The sequence below is a fragment of the Pseudomonas azerbaijanoccidentalis genome (assembly GCF_019145495.1).
Classification (GTDB): domain Bacteria; phylum Pseudomonadota; class Gammaproteobacteria; order Pseudomonadales; family Pseudomonadaceae; genus Aquipseudomonas; species Aquipseudomonas azerbaijanoccidentalis.
This window is the reverse complement of the sequence record NZ_JAHSTU010000009.1, coordinates 276,616-293,780: the sequence shown is the minus strand read 5'-3', so window position 1 is coordinate 293,780 and position 17,165 is coordinate 276,616. Positions and strand designations below refer to the sequence as shown.

Annotated in this window: 13 protein-coding genes; 10 read left to right on the top strand and 3 right to left on the bottom strand. The window is 60.2% G+C overall.

From position 1 onward, the window contains the following. Positions 1 to 5: 5 nt before the first annotated feature. From tssJ to tssA, 8 genes are all read left to right on the top strand, one after another. Positions 6 to 758, top strand: coding sequence for a type VI secretion system lipoprotein TssJ (gene tssJ / locus KVG88_RS25865; RefSeq protein ID WP_150705093.1), 753 nt, complete (start codon positions 6 to 8; stop codon positions 756 to 758). Next, a complete protein-coding gene (gene tssK, locus KVG88_RS25860) occupies positions 755 to 2,098 on the top strand; it encodes a type VI secretion system baseplate subunit TssK (RefSeq protein WP_150705092.1) in 1,344 nt (447 codons plus the stop codon). The genes tssJ and tssK overlap by 4 nt, the downstream gene beginning before the upstream one ends. Beyond that, the gene (icmH, locus tag KVG88_RS25855; RefSeq protein ID WP_150705091.1) at positions 2,095 to 2,808 is read left to right on the top strand and encodes a type IVB secretion system protein IcmH/DotU; all 714 of its coding nucleotides are present in this window, start codon (positions 2,095 to 2,097) and stop codon (positions 2,806 to 2,808) included. Before tssK ends, icmH begins: the two co-directional genes overlap by 4 nt. 30 nt (positions 2,809 to 2,838) lie before the next feature. Continuing rightward, the gene (locus KVG88_RS25850; RefSeq protein ID WP_217873142.1) at positions 2,839 to 6,711 is read left to right on the top strand and encodes a type VI secretion protein IcmF/TssM N-terminal domain-containing protein; all 3,873 of its coding nucleotides are present in this window, start codon (positions 2,839 to 2,841) and stop codon (positions 6,709 to 6,711) included. Between the two features lie 31 nt (positions 6,712 to 6,742). Then, the gene (tagF, locus tag KVG88_RS25845) at positions 6,743 to 7,669 is read left to right on the top strand and encodes a type VI secretion system-associated protein TagF (protein WP_217873141.1); all 927 of its coding nucleotides are present in this window, start codon (positions 6,743 to 6,745) and stop codon (positions 7,667 to 7,669) included. After that, positions 7,666 to 10,146 (top strand): type VI secretion system membrane subunit TssM, encoded by a 2,481-nt coding sequence (gene tssM / locus KVG88_RS25840; protein ID WP_217873140.1) that lies wholly within the window; start codon positions 7,666 to 7,668, stop codon positions 10,144 to 10,146. The genes tagF and tssM overlap by 4 nt, the downstream gene beginning before the upstream one ends. Before the next feature lie 162 nt (positions 10,147 to 10,308). Then, on the top strand, positions 10,309 to 10,827 hold the full coding sequence (locus KVG88_RS25835; protein WP_217873139.1) for an Hcp family type VI secretion system effector: 519 nt from the start codon (positions 10,309 to 10,311) through the stop codon (positions 10,825 to 10,827). 94 nt (positions 10,828 to 10,921) lie between these two features. Further along, positions 10,922 to 12,019: a type VI secretion system protein TssA gene (gene tssA / locus KVG88_RS25830; protein WP_150705086.1), complete on the top strand. Its 1,098-nt coding sequence runs from the start codon at positions 10,922 to 10,924 to the stop codon at positions 12,017 to 12,019. 219 nt (positions 12,020 to 12,238) lie between these two features. Here tssA and KVG88_RS25825 read toward each other — a convergent pair whose 3' ends face one another. Genes KVG88_RS25825 through KVG88_RS25815 form a run of 3 tightly spaced genes read right to left on the bottom strand, consistent with a single transcriptional unit; the run spans position 12,239 to position 15,481 of the window. After that, on the bottom strand, positions 12,239 to 13,585 hold the full coding sequence (locus tag KVG88_RS25825; RefSeq protein WP_217873138.1) for a glutamine synthetase family protein: 1,347 nt from the start codon (positions 13,583 to 13,585) through the stop codon (positions 12,239 to 12,241). Positions 13,586 to 13,608: 23 nt separating this feature from the next. Next, the gene (locus KVG88_RS25820; protein WP_150705084.1) at positions 13,609 to 14,163 is read right to left on the bottom strand and encodes a helix-turn-helix domain-containing protein; all 555 of its coding nucleotides are present in this window, start codon (positions 14,161 to 14,163) and stop codon (positions 13,609 to 13,611) included. 28 nt (positions 14,164 to 14,191) lie between these two features. Continuing rightward, the gene (locus tag KVG88_RS25815; protein ID WP_150705083.1) at positions 14,192 to 15,481 is read right to left on the bottom strand and encodes an NAD(P)/FAD-dependent oxidoreductase; all 1,290 of its coding nucleotides are present in this window, start codon (positions 15,479 to 15,481) and stop codon (positions 14,192 to 14,194) included. 195 nt (positions 15,482 to 15,676) lie between these two features. On the opposite strand from KVG88_RS25815, the gene KVG88_RS25810 reads away from it, so the two are divergent. Next, the gene (locus tag KVG88_RS25810) at positions 15,677 to 16,417 is read left to right on the top strand and encodes a response regulator (RefSeq protein ID WP_150705082.1); all 741 of its coding nucleotides are present in this window, start codon (positions 15,677 to 15,679) and stop codon (positions 16,415 to 16,417) included. Between the two features lie 170 nt (positions 16,418 to 16,587). Continuing rightward, positions 16,588 to 17,004 (top strand): hypothetical protein, encoded by a 417-nt coding sequence (locus tag KVG88_RS25805; RefSeq protein WP_217873137.1) that lies wholly within the window; start codon positions 16,588 to 16,590, stop codon positions 17,002 to 17,004. Positions 17,005 to 17,165 lie beyond the last annotated feature (161 nt).

The following is a 17,165-nucleotide window of genomic DNA, read 5'->3' as shown; positions in this document are numbered from 1 at the left end:
TGGTCATGGACAAGAATTTTTCAGGGAAACGTCCCGCGAAGGCATTGGCTCAATGCCTGACGGTGGTGGCGATGATGACGGTACTGAGCGCCTGCGGCGTCACCGACCGGGTCAGCAAGCGTGTCGACGATACGTGGGCCGGCGACATGCTGTTCGATGACAACGAGAAAGTCATCCTGACCTCCGACGGCGGCAACCAGCTCAACCCCGACGCTGAGGGCAAACCGCTTTCGGTGGTGCTGCGCGTCTATCAGCTGACTTCGCTGGAGCGCTTTTCCTCGGTGGACGCCGACTCGCTGTGGGACGACCCGCAAAAAGCCCTCGGCAACACCCTGATCGAGAACCGCGAGATCACTTTGCTGCCGGGCATGGGCCAGGTCGACAAGTGGCCCCTGAACAAAGCCGCCGGTTATGTCGGCGTTGCGGCGTTTTTCCGCTCCGACGAAAACAGCCGCTGGAAGGTCGCGTTTGACGCCAATTCGTTGCGCAAGGACGGCATCTGGTTTTCTTCCGACGGCCTGCGAGTCCTGGTCGACAACAACACCGTTTCCGCCGTCAGTGGCGTCGACGTGCTGAACAAACCCAAGACCGAAGAGCAACTCGCCAAAGCTTCCGCCCTGCCTGACCAACCGGCGCAGCCAACGCTGACTCAACGGGTGCAGGACGCGTTGATTGAAAAAGCCCAGGACAAGGCAGCGGGCTCCGCGCAGAAAGCCGTGGACTCGAAATTGAATTCATTATTGGAAAGCGCTCAATGAGTAAGCAAAGCCGGGTGATGTGGTCCGAAGGCATGTTCCTTTTGCCACAACATTTCCAGTATCAGGATGAGTTCCACCAGCATCAGCTGGCGCAGGCGACCCTGCGCAATACGCCTTTTCACTGGGGCGTGCAGTTGCTCGAAGTGGACGAAGAAGCCCTCGCCACCGGTTCCCTGCAGCTGAAACGGCTGAAACTGGTGTTTCCCGACGGCAGCCTGTTCGATGCGCCGCAGCATGATCCGCTGCCCGCAGCCCGCGACTTGAAGGACTTGCTCAAGGGCAACGACCTGAAGGTCTACGCCGCGCTGAAACTGCCCGAGCCCTTCGGCCTGAACTATGTCGAAGACGGCCAGGAGCAAAAGACCGGGCGGCGCTTTCGCAAGCAGTTCGACACCTTGCCGGACCTCAACGAAGGCGACCTGGAAAACGAAATCACCAGCCTGCGCCTGAACGTGGTGATGCTGATCGATGGCGACAATCTGGATGGCTATACTTGGTGCCCGATTGCTCGTCTGTCGCGCAACAATATCGGTGGTTTCAACCTCGACGGACATTTCGTGCACCCGACGCTGCACCTGGGCACCCACGACACCCTGATCGGGCTGGGCAAGCGTTTGCTCGGTGCTTTGCAATCGAAAAGCAAGGCTTTGTCCGGCCGTCGTCGCGAGCGCGCGGATCAGATCGCCGAGTTCGGCTCCAGCGACGTAACCCTGTTCTGGCTGTTGAACACGGTAAACCGCGCCCATCCAACCCTCGCGCATTTGCTGGCGCATCCGCGTTTGCACCCTGAGCGCCTATATCTGTTCCTGGCTGAACTCGCCGGCGGCCTGCTGACATTTTCGTTGGATACACAGCTCAACGACATCCCCGAATACGACCACCACGACCCGGCGGCCTCGCTGGTCAAGCTCGACGAAATGATTCGCGTGCTGCTCGACAACGTGGTGCCGAACCAGTGCGTGGTGATCAACCTGACCCAGACCAAACCCTCGTACTGGCAAGGGCAGTTGCACGACCCACGGCTGGCGGAGGCGGATTTCTACATTTCCGTGCATGCCGACATGCCGGGCGCGAGCCTGTTGGAACTGGTGCCACGGGCGTTCAAGGTCGGCTCGCCGGAGGACATCGAAGTGGTGGTCAACAGCGCCATGCCGGGGGTCACGCTCAATCACTCGACGCGCCTGCCCAATGCGATTCCGGTGCGACTGGACAATCACTATTTCTCCATCGAGCCCCATGGTCGGGTCTACGAACGAATGATGAGTGCTCAGGCCATTTCTTTCTATGCGCCCAGCGCGTTCACCAACCTCAAGCTTGAACTGATGGCGGTACTCAAATGACCGAAGCCGTACTGCAAGGCGCCGTTGCGGCCGCCAACGAAAAACCGACACTCAAAGACCTGGTGCAAGATTTCATCAGCATGGCGCTGATCGTGCGCAAGGGCCGCCAAGTGACCTCGGTCAGCGCCTTCGAGGCGAGCGTCGACACCTTCTTCAAGGCACTGGAACGCGATGCGCGCAGCGCCAACTACAGCGTTGAACAAGTGAAGGACACCCAGTACGCCTTGTGCGCCTTTCTTGATGAAAGCGTGTTGCGCTCCGGTGACAACGAACTGCGCCGTCACTTCGAATTGCAGCCGTTGCAGTTCCGCTATTTCGGCGTGCACCTGGCCGGCGAAGGCTTTTTCGAAAAAATCGATTCATTGCGCGGTGACGTCAAACAGAACCTCGATGTCCTCGAGGTTTACCACCTGTGCCTGGCCCTGGGTTTCGAAGGCAAATTCAGCCTCGGGCAAAAAGACCAGCTGCGTTATCTGGCCAATACCCTGGGCCAGGATATCGCGCGGTTTCGCAAGACGCCCAAGGCGCTCTCACCTGACTGGGCTCTGCCCGACCAGGTCTCGCAGATGCTGCGTCACGAAGTTCCACTTTGGCTCTACCTGGCGCTGATTGCGCTGGTCTGCGTGGGGGTTTACCTGACGCTCGACTGGCTGCTGGCCAAAGACGTAGCCGCGTTGTCCGAACAAATCAGCCAGCTGTTCAGTGCCTGAGCACAGGTCAGGTAACCGAGTCAGGAAGACATGAAGACATTATTGCGTTTGTTGAAGAGTTTTTGGTTCCTCGTCCCCGTCCTGTGGCTGGCAAGCCTGGCCGTCTGTTGGTTCGTGGCCCCGCACGTGAGCTGGTTGCGCGGTTATGCGCTGGAGGCGATGGCGATCGTCAGCGCCTTCTACCTGCTGATCATTGTGCTGCGTCAGTACAAGCGTATCCGTGCAGAACACAACCTTGAAAACCTGGTGCAGATCGAAGTCGATCGCTCGCTCAAATCCACCGGCGAGTTCCGCGATCAGCAAGTTCTGCGCGAACGCCTCAAGCACGCCATTGCGATGCTGCGCGCCGACCGTTCGGCCGGTGGTGGCGGTTCGTCGGCACTTTACGATTTGCCGTGGTACCTGGTGATCGGGATGTCGGCAGCGGGCAAGACTTCGTTGCTGACCCGCTCGGGCTTGTCCGCGAGCATTGCCAGCAGCGCCAACGACACCGAAAGTGGCACCCAGCATTGCGATTGGTATTTCAGCCCCGAGGCCGTGATGATCGATACGGCCGGCCGCTACCTGCGCGACGACCCGTCGGCCAGCGAGTTCGCGGCGTTCCTGCGCATGCTGAAAAAGCAGCGCAACAAAGCCGCCGTCAACGGTCTGGTGTTGGTGGTGAGCCTGCCTGAACTGCTGGCGTGCAGCGCGGCCGAACGCAACGAACTTGCCGCACAACTGGTGTCGCGCATCGAGGAATACAACGATTGCCTGGACGCCAACCCACCGATCTACCTGATGCTGAGCAAGACCGATCAACTGCCGGGCTTCAGCCAGGCATTTGAGGGGCTGGACCTGAACGAACGCCAGCAACCACTGGGTATGACCTTCGGTTTGTCCGAGATCCGCAACCAGGGCCTGCGCCCGGTGCTGGATGCCAAACTGGCCAATTTGCACAGCCATATTCGTCGTCACGTCGATGCGCAGATGATTGCGTTGGGCGCCGATGCCAACAGCGCATTGCTGAACTTCCCGAATTATTTCGCCGAGCTGTCGGGCGTGCTCGAGCAGTTCCTCCAGCACTTCGCCGAAACCGGTCGCAGCGGCGCGCCGCTGTTGCTGCGCGGGTTGTATTTCACCAGTGCCCTGCAGACCGACCAGCAACTGAGCCAAGTGTATGAAGACGACCTGGCCGAGTCGTTCGCCCTGCAACCGGCGCATGAGCAACCGGAGCCAAGCACCGGCCGCAAAATCAGCGACCGCAGCTACTTCATCACCGACACTTTCCGTCGGGTGATTTTCCCGGATCGCGACCTGACCCTTTACCAGTCGCGTTTCGGCAAGAACAAATCCGCCAGCCCTGCCCTGCTGGGCCTGGCGGTCCTGGCCGGTGTGGCGTTCATCGGCTGGCAAGCCCTGTCGTTCCAGAACAACCGTCAGTGGCTGGCCACGCTGCGCGAGCAATTGAGCGAACTGCAACAATCCCCGGACAGCGCGCGGTTGCTTGCATCGGGCCAAGGCCTGGAGCTGCTGCGCGATCAACTCACGGCTATCGAGAAGCACCGCGCCAAAGGTGTGCCACTGCAACTCGGCGCCGGCCTGTACCGTGGTGACGACATTTACCGCGTCGCCCAGACCGCCTACTTGCAGCAACTGCGTACCCAGGCGCTGGAACCGATCAGCCTGCAATTGCAGTTGCAGATGCGCGCGTTCAACGAGTTCGCCAAGACCATGGACCCGCAAAATACCTTTGCGCCCGCAACGTCCAAGGCCGGCTCGGCAAAAAACCGCTTGCAGGGGCAGAAACTGCCAATCCGCTTGAACAACGTGCCACGCAGCACCGCTGATGTTGCCGGTCGCCTGAACGGTGCAGCCCGTGGGGCCGTCAACAAGGCTCGCGGCGAAGCCCTGACCGCATTGCGCAACCCGGCCACGGCGAGCGATGCCGCGGAACTGTCGGCGACAACCGGCGGGCTTTCGTTGTCCGAAGAAATGCTCGGTCGACTGGATGAGCGCCAGGTCGCTTCGATCATCGAGTCCTACAACGCACTCAAGCTCTACCTGATGCTGACCCAACCCGCCACCCATCCGGATGCGGAGTTCGTGGCGGCTGCGTTGCCGCTGGCCTGGGCCAATACCGCCAGCGCCGACAACGCTGTCAGCAGCGCGGTGATTGCCGACAACGCGCCGGTGTATGTGCAATTGCTCAAGAGTGGTCAGGCGCCGACATTGTCGCGCAACGAACAACTCATCAGCGAAACCCGCAACAGCCTCAAGTCCTTCATGATTTCCAGCTCGCTGGTCGATCGCGAATACCTGCGCCTGCAACTGGAATCCAGTCGCCAGTTCCCGGCCGTCGGCCTGAGTGATCTGGTGCCATTGCCGGGCCGTCAGTTGCTCTACGGCACTGAAGCAGTCCCGGCGATTTTCACCCGTCAGGGCTGGGAACAGTTCGTCAAGCCGGAGCTGATCAAACTGGTGTCGGGCAACCTGCAGAACGAATCGGATTGGGTGCTGGACGGCGAAGGTGCCGACAGCATCGTGCAGAAAGCCAACTTCATCCGTGAGTTCATGACGCGCTACAAGCGCGACTACACGCAAGCCTGGTACACCCTGATCGACAGCGTCGGCGTGCGCCATTTCACCGACATGGCCAACGCCACCCAACAACTGTCGCTGCTCAGCGACGTGCAGAACTCGCCAGTAAAAATTCTCCTGGCGGCGGTCAACGACAACACCCAATGGGATGTCCCTGCCCCACGCGAAACCCTGCCAGCGGGTATCAAGCCTGAGGACGGTTTCTGGAGCAGCGTCACCGGTATTTTTGACGGCAAGAACGCATCGCCGAGCACGCTGATTTCGCCTTTGCCGGCGGTCGACGACGGCAGCCTGGCGAAACGCTTCGAGCCTGTGTCCCGGGTGTTCGCCGTGCAAAACGCCGAAGGCGCCGACAGCACGATCATGGATCGTTATCTGGCGGCGTTGCGCAAACTCAAGGTGCGAATGAACAACATCCAGCGCTCCCAGGACGTTGGCAAGAGCAGCAAGCAGTTGATCAGCGAAACCCTCGAAGGGCTGCCGAGCGAAGTGACCAGCGTGCGCAACTACGTTGAAACCACCGTCGACACCAGCCAGGGCGGCCTGTCCACGTCGTTGCAGGGGCTGTTCAGCCTGCCGATCCAGTTTGCCTGGGAAACCCTGCGCGACCCGGCCGGCCAACAGATTGCCAAAGCCTGGGCGCAGCAGATTGCCAAGCCGTGGGAACAGGTCATGGCGCACCGTTACCCGATTGCACCCGGCAGCCGCAACGAAGCGTCGGTCAAGGACCTGCAGCGTTTCGTCGACCCGGAATCCGGGCTGCTGCCGAACTTCAAGCGTAACGAAATCGGCAACCTGTCCGGTGGTGAAGGCCTGGGGATGAGCAGCGACAGCAAGGCCACGCCGTTGGTTAATCCGAGCATGGTCAACAGCATCGACAAGGCCAGTTCGTTGGGCCAGGTGATTGCCAGCCTGTCGGACCGCGACAACGGTTTCGAGATCATGCTCGAACCCGCGGCCAGTCTCACCGACATCATCTTCACCCTCGACGGCCAGGTGCAGCACTACCGCAACGGCAAAACCAGTTGGAGCCGCTTCTCGTGGCCGGGCACGACCACCACGCCGGGCGCACGCCTGGATGTGGTGACCCTGACCGGCGAGCGCATCACGGTGTTCGACTACCCGGGCCGTTGGGGCCTGCTGCGCATGAACGACAGTGCACGGGTCAGCGATCTGGACGGTATCCAGCAACGCTTCAGCTGGAACACCAGCAGTGGCCCGGTCAGCCTCGCCGTGCGCAACTACGGCGGCGTCAAACTGACGGACCTGGCCAACGTCAAAGCCTTGAGCGCGCTGAACGCCAAAGAAGGTCGTCCGCTGTGAGTCGCCGAACCTTGAATCAGGGAACCGGCCAATGATCGGCTGCTTCGGAAAAGTCCCGTCGAGCCCGGACTTCGTCAGCCTGCAAGGTGCGGGCGACGACGTGTGCGAGTTCGATGGCTGGCTGCAAGGCGCGCTGGCCGCCTTGCAGCACCGCGAAGACTGGCGCGAGCTGTTCGACGCGTTGCCGGTGTGCTTTTTCAGCTATCGCGCGCGCAGCGGCAACTGGTTGCTGGGCGGGCTGATCAGCTCGAAAGATTCGAGTGGGCGGCGCTACCCGTTTTTCATTTTCCAGACACTCAAGGCCAGCGAAGCCGAACCTCTGGTCAATCCGTTCACCCTTGGCGAACTGTTCAGTGGCCAGATCAAGCCTCTGCTGCACATGGCCGTCCAGGGTGAAAGCACCTCGGTGCTGTTCGAACGCATCAAGGCCCTGCGCCCGTTGCAAGGCCAGGACTTCGAGTTGTTCCGACGCGTGCATGACAAGTTCCTGGTGAACTTCAACCTGCGCGATATCAGTCGCGCACTCCAGGGTGCCTACCCGGAATTCGTCGCCAACGCCGTGCTGACCCGGCTTCAGGCCCTCAGACGACACTTGGCGCACGCGACGCCAATTGGCATCGCCCTGCCCTTGCCGGCGGAACGAGGCCTGAAGAATCCAACCGCTGATTTGTGGGTCACCTGGCTGACGCAAATGACCCCGGAGCGCGCAGTGCCGCAGATCAGCCTGCTGGCCGACGACTTCATACGCCCCCGGTTGATCTGCTTCGCCTCACGCCAAACCAGCGATGCCTACCGCGTGCTGACGGGCATCAGTGATCGCTCGCAAAGCTACGACGTGCTGGCGTCTTTCGATGCGTTCGACGAGCACCACCGCCAACACGCCTTTCCCGAAATCGACCGCCCTCTGGGTGACGTTATCGACCGTTTTGTCGATGCCCTGGATTCGAAGCCTGTATGAACAAGATCAAGTACTACTTCTTGCGCTATCAACCCTACATTCTGGGGGTGTGCTTTTTCCTCACGATTTTCGTGGTGTGGGGCATCGGCCGTGCGTTTGATTTCAGTTCGCTCAACAGCCTGCTGACCGGCATCGGCGTGTTCCTGGTGCTGTCGGCGGGCTATGTGCTGCTGCTCTATCGTGGCGTGTCGCGGCATCACAACCTCGAAGAGCTGCTGCGTGACGATGCCGATCAGGCGGTGTTGAACGCGAGCCCGGCGGATCGCGAAGAGGTCAGTCTGTTGCGTGAGCGGCTGTTGCAGAGCATCGAACGCTTGCACAGCAACAAGCCCCGAGGCAGCAACGCCAAAGATGCGCTGTACGCTTTGCCCTGGTATCTGGTGGTCGGCCAACCTGCGGCGGGCAAAAGCACCATGCTGTACCAATCGGGTCTCAATTTCCCCTACGCCGAACGTGAAGGCGTGCGCGTTGCCGGCCTGGGTGGCACGCGCAACTGCGACTGGTTTTTCAGCTCCGAGGCGGTCCTGCTGGACACCGCCGGCCGCTACATGAACAACCAGGAAGAGGCCGGCAAATGGCGGGCCTTCCTGCAACTGCTGCGCCAGCATCGGCAGCGCCGGCCACTCAATGGCCTGATCGTTACCGTCAGCATCCACGACATCCTGCAAGCCTCGCTCGAAGATCAGGAGCGTATCGCCAAGCGCCTGCGCGAACGTATTCAGGAAACCCATGCGCTGCTCGAAGTGCGTCTGCCGGTGTACCTGGTGTTCACCAAGTGTGACCTGGTGCCGGGCTTCGCACCCTTCTATCGCCAACTGGACGAAACCGCGCGCGGCGAAGTCATGGGCAAGACTTTTTCCCATAAAGGTTACGAACAGGCCGATTGGGGCCAGCGCTTCGGCGTCGCAATGGATGAACTGGTCAGCTACTGGCAACAGGTAGCGAGCCAGCAATTAGTGACGCAGGACATCCAGATCACCCGCCAGGATTCGGCGGTGTACCGCTTCCCGCTGGAACTGGCGGCTCTCAAGCCACGGCTGCAACTGTTCGTCGATGCGTTGCTGCGCGCCAACCCGTATCAACAGGCAGAACTGCTGCGCGGCTTCTATTTCACCAGTGCCCTGGATGCCGACCAACCGGAAATGGGCGGACACGCGCGCCAGGTGACCGAGCGTTTCTCACTGGAACGCGACCTGGAGATCGCCAGCGGCAACGCCCAGCCACGTCCTTTGTTCATCAACAGCCTGTTCCGCAAGGTCATCATCCCCGACCAGCATCTGGTGGCGCTGTACACCACCAACCATCGCGAACGCCGGCGCAAGGCGGCATGGATCGGCGGCGCCGGGTTGGTGGCGGTGCTGCTGTGCAGCCTGCTCGGCTGGTCGTACGTCAACAACCGGAACACCCTGCATAACATCACGGCCGAGCTGACCCAGGCAGGTGTCGATGATCGCTCGGCCAGCGGTCAATACACCGATTGGCAAACCCTGGATCGCCTGCGCTTCTGGACCGCGCATTACTACGCACAGCATCACGATGAAGGCGTGCCATTGCGCATGCGCCTCGGGCTTTATCAGGGCCATAAGGTAGAGCCACTGGTGCGCAGCCAGTATTTCGATCGGCTGGAAAGCGTGATGCTCAAGCCCACCGCCGACAACCTGACCCGCTCGTTGTATCTGCTGACCACGCTCAAGGTCTATCAGCGCAATGCCAAAGAGCTGATGCCCGTCACCGGTGTGGACAGTGTCGAGCCCAAGGCGCTGCCCAACGACAACCGCGCGCAATCCATTGCCGCGTTCGGCAAGGCAACGCTGGACACTTACGTCATGTTGTCGCGAGCCCAACGGGACAAGGCCGACCCGGCCTTCCTGAAAGCGAAAATCCCGGATTACTGGTACCCGGCAATCGCCCGCCAGGTCGGCAGCGCCGCTGTCGCCACCGGTAATCAGGACTACGAATTCGCCAGCCGCCAGATCAATTTCTATAGCGATCAGATTCACGAGCCGGACGTGCCGCGGATTCTCGATAACGCGTTCCTGATCTCCAGCTCGCGCAACTACATCAACAGTTTGCTGACCCAGTCGCTGCGTTCGATCGAGACCATCACGCTGGAGTCGGACACCTTGTTCGCCTTCGCCCGTGCCGATTTCCAGAGCCTCAAGACCGAGGGTCAAAGCCAGCTCAGCGCGATTGCCGGCAAGCTGCTCAGCACCCCCAACATCGGGAAAATCATCATCGCCGGGCACGCCGATCAACTCGGCGACCCACAAGGCAACCTCCAGGTTTCCAAACAGCGGGCGCAAACCATCAAGACCTATCTGGTGGGCAAAGGCGTCCCTGGCGAGCTGGTAGAAGCGGTCGGCGAAGGCAGCACCAAGCCTTTGGTCAAGTGCGATATGCAGCAACCACGGGCGCAACTGATTCACTGTCTGGAACCTAACCGACGAGTAGAAATCGAAGTGCGGGCACTCAACTGAGAAGCCTGCGCCGGTGATAGAAAATCCGGTGCCTGGGCCATCTCGAAGTGGGCCGAGGCTGCCGTAACACACCTCTCTTGATCGTTTCAAAGAGGTTAAAACGAAGGGCTGCGATCTGTTTTCAGATTCATCCCTTTAAATGAAGGTAAGGAGAAATTAGAAATGGCATTTGACGCATACATCCAGATCGACGGCATTCCAGGTGAAGTACTGGACGACAAACACAAGGATTGGATCGAAGTGCTGGGCTACGAGTACGGCGCTACCCAGGCCACTTCCGCGACTGCCAGCTCGTCGGGCGGTGCTTCGTCGGAGCGTGTCGCGCTGAGCGATTTCAGCATCCGCAAAGCCGTGGACAAGGCTTCTGCCAAGCTGTTCGAAGCCTGCTGCAAAGGCACGCACATCCCCAAGATCCAACTGAATGTGAACCGCGCTGGTGGTGACAAGGTGACCTACCTGACCATCAACCTGGAAGAAGTCGTGGTGTCGTCGGTCAAAGCGGTCGCCGGTGGCAGCCAGAACGGCGAAGACAAATCGGTTGGCGACCTGCCAATCGAAGAAATCAGCTTCAACTTTGCCCGCATCAAAACCACCTACACCCAGCAGAGCCGTGCCGATGGCCAGGGCGGCGGCAACGTCACCGGCGGTTGGGATCGCACTGCCAACAAGGTTTTCGCATAACACCGTGGCAATGACGGGCCGTCCAGGCGGCTCGTTTTCAGCACCGTGCCCGCCGGGCGGGTACGGTGTTCTTTTATTTTGATCAGAGTTACCTATGTCTGAATTTCTCAACGACCTTTCGCTGGCCGAACTGACCGCGCCCATCAATGAGGGGAGCGGCGAAGACTTGAGCTTTTCCGCCTTGTTCGATCAGGTGAAAGAAGCGCGGCGAGCAGACCCCGATTATTTGACCCAGGGTGACTGGCAAACGGATCTGAAGTCCTCTGACTGGGACCTGACCATCACCCTGGCGGCCCAAGGCCTGGCTCGACAGAGCAAGGACCTGATGCTGGTCGCCTGGCTCAGCGAAGGGCTGGCGCACCAGCATCATTTCAGCGGTATCACCTTTGGCCTGACGCTGGCCGAACGCATTCTGGATAATTTCTGGAGCGATCTCTATCCCTCCCTCGAAGACGGCGTCGATGAACGCGCGGCGCGTTTGGCGTGGATGAAAACCACCCTGACCGATGTCGTAGGCGGACTGCCCATCACTCAGGGCCAGCAGTACGGTTTGCTGCGTTACGACGAGTCCAGGCATGTCGAAAACCTGGCACTGCAAAGCCCTCAGGCCATGCGCGCCGCCCTTGATGAAGGCAAGATCAACGCTGAGGTTTTTCAGCGCTCGGTGGTGCTAACCGATTCCGATCACCTGCGCCGCAAGGCCGCCGAAATCGCCGCCAGCCTCAACGCGTGCCAGCAATTGCAGAGCACCGCTGACCGGCTGTTCGGCCACGAGGCGCCGAGCTTTGCCGGGCTGCATGACGTGCTGTCCCGTGCCGGCCAATTGGCCGAGAAGCTGCTTAAAGATCGGGGGATCGAACTGCATCCGGCCCCTGTCGCTGCAACCCCGACCGTCTCTGAAAGCGCTGGCGCACAACCTACAGGTGCTGCAATGACCCAGACCCAGCAAGACATTCCCGTCACGCCGCTGCGCACCACGCCGCAGACCCGCGACGAAGCGTTCACCCTGCTGGCGGGTATCGCGCAGTTCTTCAAGCAGACCGAGCCCCAGAGCCCTGTCCCCTACTTGATCGAACGCGCGATCAAATGGGGCAACATGCCGCTCGAAGGCTGGCTCAACGATGTGATCAAGGACAGCAATGTCGTGGACAACATACGCGACGTGCTGGGCACCAAGGAAGCGAAGTCCTGATGAGCTGATGGGCGCAGAAATGACAGGCAAAAAAAATCCCGGGCAGCTGATGGACGCCCGGGATTTAAAAATGCATAAACCGTGGTGGTGAACGCGGCGCGGATATTACGCAATGTTTCACGCTGTAACAAGATATTTTATTTAACCGGTCAGTTACTAAAATCTCTAAGCCGTTAAATAGCCAGACATTTTTTAGGGCTAACCTCGAAACGTCTTTAACTACAGGAACCAGCGGTACTCCCGCGCGCTGATGTCGTGCAGGAATGCCAAATGATCCTGACGCTTGTTCTCGCAATAGACATCGACAAACTCGGCCCCCAACCCTGCGCGCAGTGACGAATGGTTTTGCATCGACTGCACGGCCTCAAGCATTTCCAGCGGGAAGTCGATGCCGCTGCTGCGGTCTTCGTTCAGCGGCGCAATCGGCTCGCGCTCCCCTTCCAGCCCCTGCTCCAACCCCACCAGAATGGCGGCAAGTACCAGGTATGGATTGGCATCGGCGCCGGCCAGGCGATGCTCGATCCGCAGGTTCTTCGCGTCCGAGTCCGGCACCCGCAGGCAGGCGTCACGGTCTTCAAAACCCCAACTGGCGCGCGATGCGACGTTCACCGTGCCGCTCAGGCGGCGCATGGCATTGTGGTTCGGCGCGAAGATCGGCATGCAGTGCGGCAACACATCCAGGCAACCGGCCACGGCATGGCGCAACGCACGCTGACCATTGGCCGCCAACAGGTTATTGCCGGCCTTGTCGTAGAGGCTCACATGCACATGCATGCCGCTGCCAGGATGCTGCAGGTAGGGTTTGGCCATGAAACTGGCGCGGTAGTTGTGCTTGAGCGCCACGCCACGGGTGCTGCGGCAAAACAGGGCGGACCAATCGGCGGCACGCAAGCCGTCATCGCAGTGGCCGAAATTGATTTCAAATTGACCTGGCCCCAGTTCGGCGGTGATCACCGTGGCGTCGATGCCTTGCGCCCGCGCGGTCTCGACCATTTCATCGAGCACCGGGGCGAAACGCGAAAGACGCTCGATGTGCATGTTCGGCTGATCATCGGCATCGCCTGTCAGCGGATCGCGGGCAAACTGCGGCAAGCCGTCACGCAACTGGCTGTCGAACAGATAGAACTCCAGCTCGAATGCCACCACCGGAAAAATGCCCTTGCGGCCCAGCCGCGCCAGCACTTGTGCCAACACTTCGCGCGGCTCGAACTCGATCGGTTTTTCTGTGCCGTCGGAGGTGATCAGCATTTGTCCCAGCGGCTGTTTTTCCCAGCTCACCAACTTCAGCGTGCCGGGCACCAGGCGCCGCAATGCATCCGGGTCGCCGTCGTTGAAGCAGTAGTCGCCGATCTTGAACAACCCGCCCTGAGTACCGAGCAATACACAGTTCTGCGGCAATTTCAGCGCACTGCCGGCAGCCACTTTTTCGAGCATTTCGACCGGGTAGCGCTTGCCGTAAAAATGCCCGGGGATGTCCAGGGAAATCAGGTCGACGTAACGCACATCGGGGTAGCGCTGACGAAACCCACGCACTTCGGCCAGCAGTTCAGAGCACACAGCATCCATCATCTTGTTCCTTGTTGTTTTTATCAGGTGTAAACCCAAAGCACGCGGGTAAGTTGGTCGCTCAGATTGCCATAGCGGCAGTGGGCATGGCTGGCCAGTTGAAAGCTGTCACCGGCGTGCAGGGTCACCGGCTCGTCGTTATCCAGCCACAGTGTCAACGCGCCTTCGAGGACATAACCGCCCTGCTCCGAGCTGTCTTTCATGTGCCGGTCACCGCTGCTCGCACCGGGTTCGAGCTGGCTTTCGAGCATCGAAAACGAGGCGCGCATCTTGGGTGAGACCATGATGTCGGTGATGCCGTCGGCGTAGTACAACGTGCGGCGTTCATCCGGCCGGGTCACCCAGGGCAACGCCATGGGTTTGGGCAGACTGTAGAAATAGGTGGTTGGCACACCGAGGGTTTCGCTGATGGCCGTCAGGTCCGCGACCGTCGGGCGCGATAACCCGCGTTCGACCTGCGACAGGAAACCCACCGAACGGCCGATTTTGTCCGCCAGTTCCTTGAGGGTGTACTTCTTGTGTTTGCGCAGGTCCTGAATCAGGATCGCCAACGCCGAAATCTCTTCTTGCATGTCCATCGAAAGGCTTCCGCAAATTCTCGTTTTTTCAAATGCTGTCGCGCAGCCGATACCAGGCTTTGCCGATGGCTTCCAGCGGCGCGGCCATGTATTTGCCGCCGGGAAAGCTGCCGTTGGTCAAACCCTGGTACAACGCCAGTTCGTCCTGCTGGCCCAGTATTGCATCGGACACCGCACGCGCCGCAGCCAGGGTGGGCAGCACACCGTGCCCGGAGTAGCCCTGCAGCCAGTAAAGGTCGCCGCGTCGGCCGATGTCAGGCGTGCGCTTGAGGGTCAGGTCGATATGACCGCCCCAGGCGAACTCCAGCTCGACGCCCTTCAATTGTGGAAACACACGTTCCAGGCACGGCCGGGTCGCACCGGCGATATCCTTCGGCATGCCCCCCAGATACGTGCAACCTCCGCCGAACAGCAGCCGGTTGTCCGGTGTGCGGCGGAAATAATCGAGCACGAACTGGTTGTCGGTGACGCACACATTGCTCGGCAACAACGCGGTTGCCTGTTCCTCGGTCAGCGCTGCGGTGGCCACCTGATAAGTGCCGACCGGCAACACACAACTCGACAGTTGCGGGTCGAGCCGATCCAGGTAGGCGTTGCAGGCCAGTACCAGTACATCGGCGCGGACACGTCCGCGTTCGGTAGTCACCACGTAGCCGTTTGCATCCTCGCGATAATTCAGTGCCTTGCTGTGTTCATGAATCACCCCGCCGGCCCGCTCAACCGCAGCAGCCAGCCCCAGCGCCAGCTTCAGCGGATTCAAATGCCCGCCTTCGGGATCAAACAGCCCCGCCTGATAACGCTCGCTGGCAACCCAGTCGGGCAGTTGTTGCCGCGGGATGAATTGCAGACCGTCATGCCCCCATTTGTGACTGGCTTCGTGCTGCCAATCGGTGAGCAGACTGACCCGTCGTGGCATCACCGAGGTCCACAGGTGACCCGGCCGGTAATCGCACTCGAAGCCATGGCGTGCTGGCAGTTCACGCAACTCGCGCGCCGCCCAGCGCATGCCCTCCCACAACTGCCGTGCGCGCCCGTAACCCAGCGCCGCTTCCAGCGGTGGCATGTCACACGACCAGCCGAGAATGGCCTGGCCGCCGTTGCGTCCCGATGCCGCCCAAGCCACCCGACTGGCTTCGAGCAACGTCACTCGCTTACCGGCCAGGGCCAGGCGCAATGCCGTGTGAAGGCCACTGAAACCGGCGCCGATGATCAGTATGTCGGTGGCGTGTTCGCCTTCCAGAGCCGGTCGATTGGGCAGCTGATCCGCGCAGGTGTGGGCGTAATAGCTGTCGATGTGTCGGGTGGATTGCTGAAACATGCCGGCTCCATGAAATTTTATCGTTTTAATTTCATGAAAAAATACACGATAGATTTCATACGGGCAAATTGATTGTCGGATGAGCTGACTGCCACACACGAGCAACCCGGTGTATACCGCCCCAAAAACCGGCAAACACAATTCCCCGCCACTCCCCTAGAATGGGCGAACCGCGAATAACAAAAGGATCACGCAATGGACCACACCAACCACATCCTGATCGTCGACGACGATCGCGAAATTCGCGAACTGGTGGGCAACTACCTCAAGAAAAACGGCCTGCGCACGACTATGGTCCCCGACGGCCGGCACATGCGCAGCTTCCTCGAAACCAACCAGGTCGACCTGATCGTCCTCGACATCATGCTGCCCGGCGATGACGGCCTGGTGCTGTGCCGCGAACTGCGCTCAGGCAAACACAAAGCCACGCCGATCCTGATGCTGACCGCTCGCAATGACGAAACCGACCGCATCCTTGGCCTGGAAATGGGCGCCGATGACTACCTGACCAAACCTTTCGCCGCCCGTGAATTACTGGCGCGGATCAACGCCGTGTTGCGCCGCACCCGAATGCTGCCGCCGAACCTGCTGGTCACCGAAAGTGGCCGCCTGCTCGGTTTCGGCCGTTGGCGGCTGGACACCACCGCGCGCCATTTGCTGGACGAAGACGGCACCCTGGTCGCCCTCAGCGGTGCCGAATATCGATTGCTGCGGGTATTCCTCGATCACCCGCAACGGGTGCTCAACCGCGATCAACTGCTCAACCTGACCCAGGGCCGCGACGCCGATCTGTTCGATCGCTCCATCGACTTGCTGGTCAGCCGCTTGCGCCAACGACTCAAGGATGACTCGCGGGAGTCGACCTACATCAAAACCGTACGCAGCGAGGGCTATGTGTTTTCCTATCCGGTGGAAATGCTCGATGAACAGGCTTAAGCCTTTATCAAGGGTTTTGTATCCGTTTGTATAAGACCCTCGCCCAGATACGTTAAAGCCGATTTCGCGCGTTTCAGGCACACATCAGCGATACACCCCGGCGTTTAACTGTGACCACCAGATAGCACGAGCTACTGACCCCTCACACTTAAGCGCACGGAGAATTACCCATGATCAACTTCTCGAAAGTTTCGTCCCTGGCACTCGGTCTCGCCCTGGTGGGCGGTCTTGGCTTGTCGAACCTGGCATCGGCCAACACTTCCAGCACCGTTTCCCACAGCCAGATCCAGTCGCTGCTGGCCAAAGACGGTTCGGACCGGTTGCAGCAGAATCGTGTGGCCGAAGGTGGCTCTGATCGCCTGATCCAGAACCGCGTGGCCGAAGGCGGCTCTGATCGCCTGATCCAGAATCGCGTGGCCGAAGGTGGCTCTGATCGCCTGATTCAGAATCGTGTGGCCGAAGGTGGCGCCGACCGTCTGCAAGAACTGCGTGAGCGCGTGGCCTCGATCCCGAGCAACGCACTGCTCGGTGGCGTGATCGTCGCGGAAAACCGTGCCGAGTTCGGTTCGAAATATCAGCGCTACTGATTACGATCTCCCCGCCCACAACGATCCACTGCAGGAGCGAGCCTGCTCGCGATGAGGCAATGTCAGACGACATCATTGTCGACTGGAAGGCCCAATCGCGAGCAGGCTCACTCCTGCAGTTCGCGTCTATCGATCAACGCGCTCGATAACGACTATTCCTC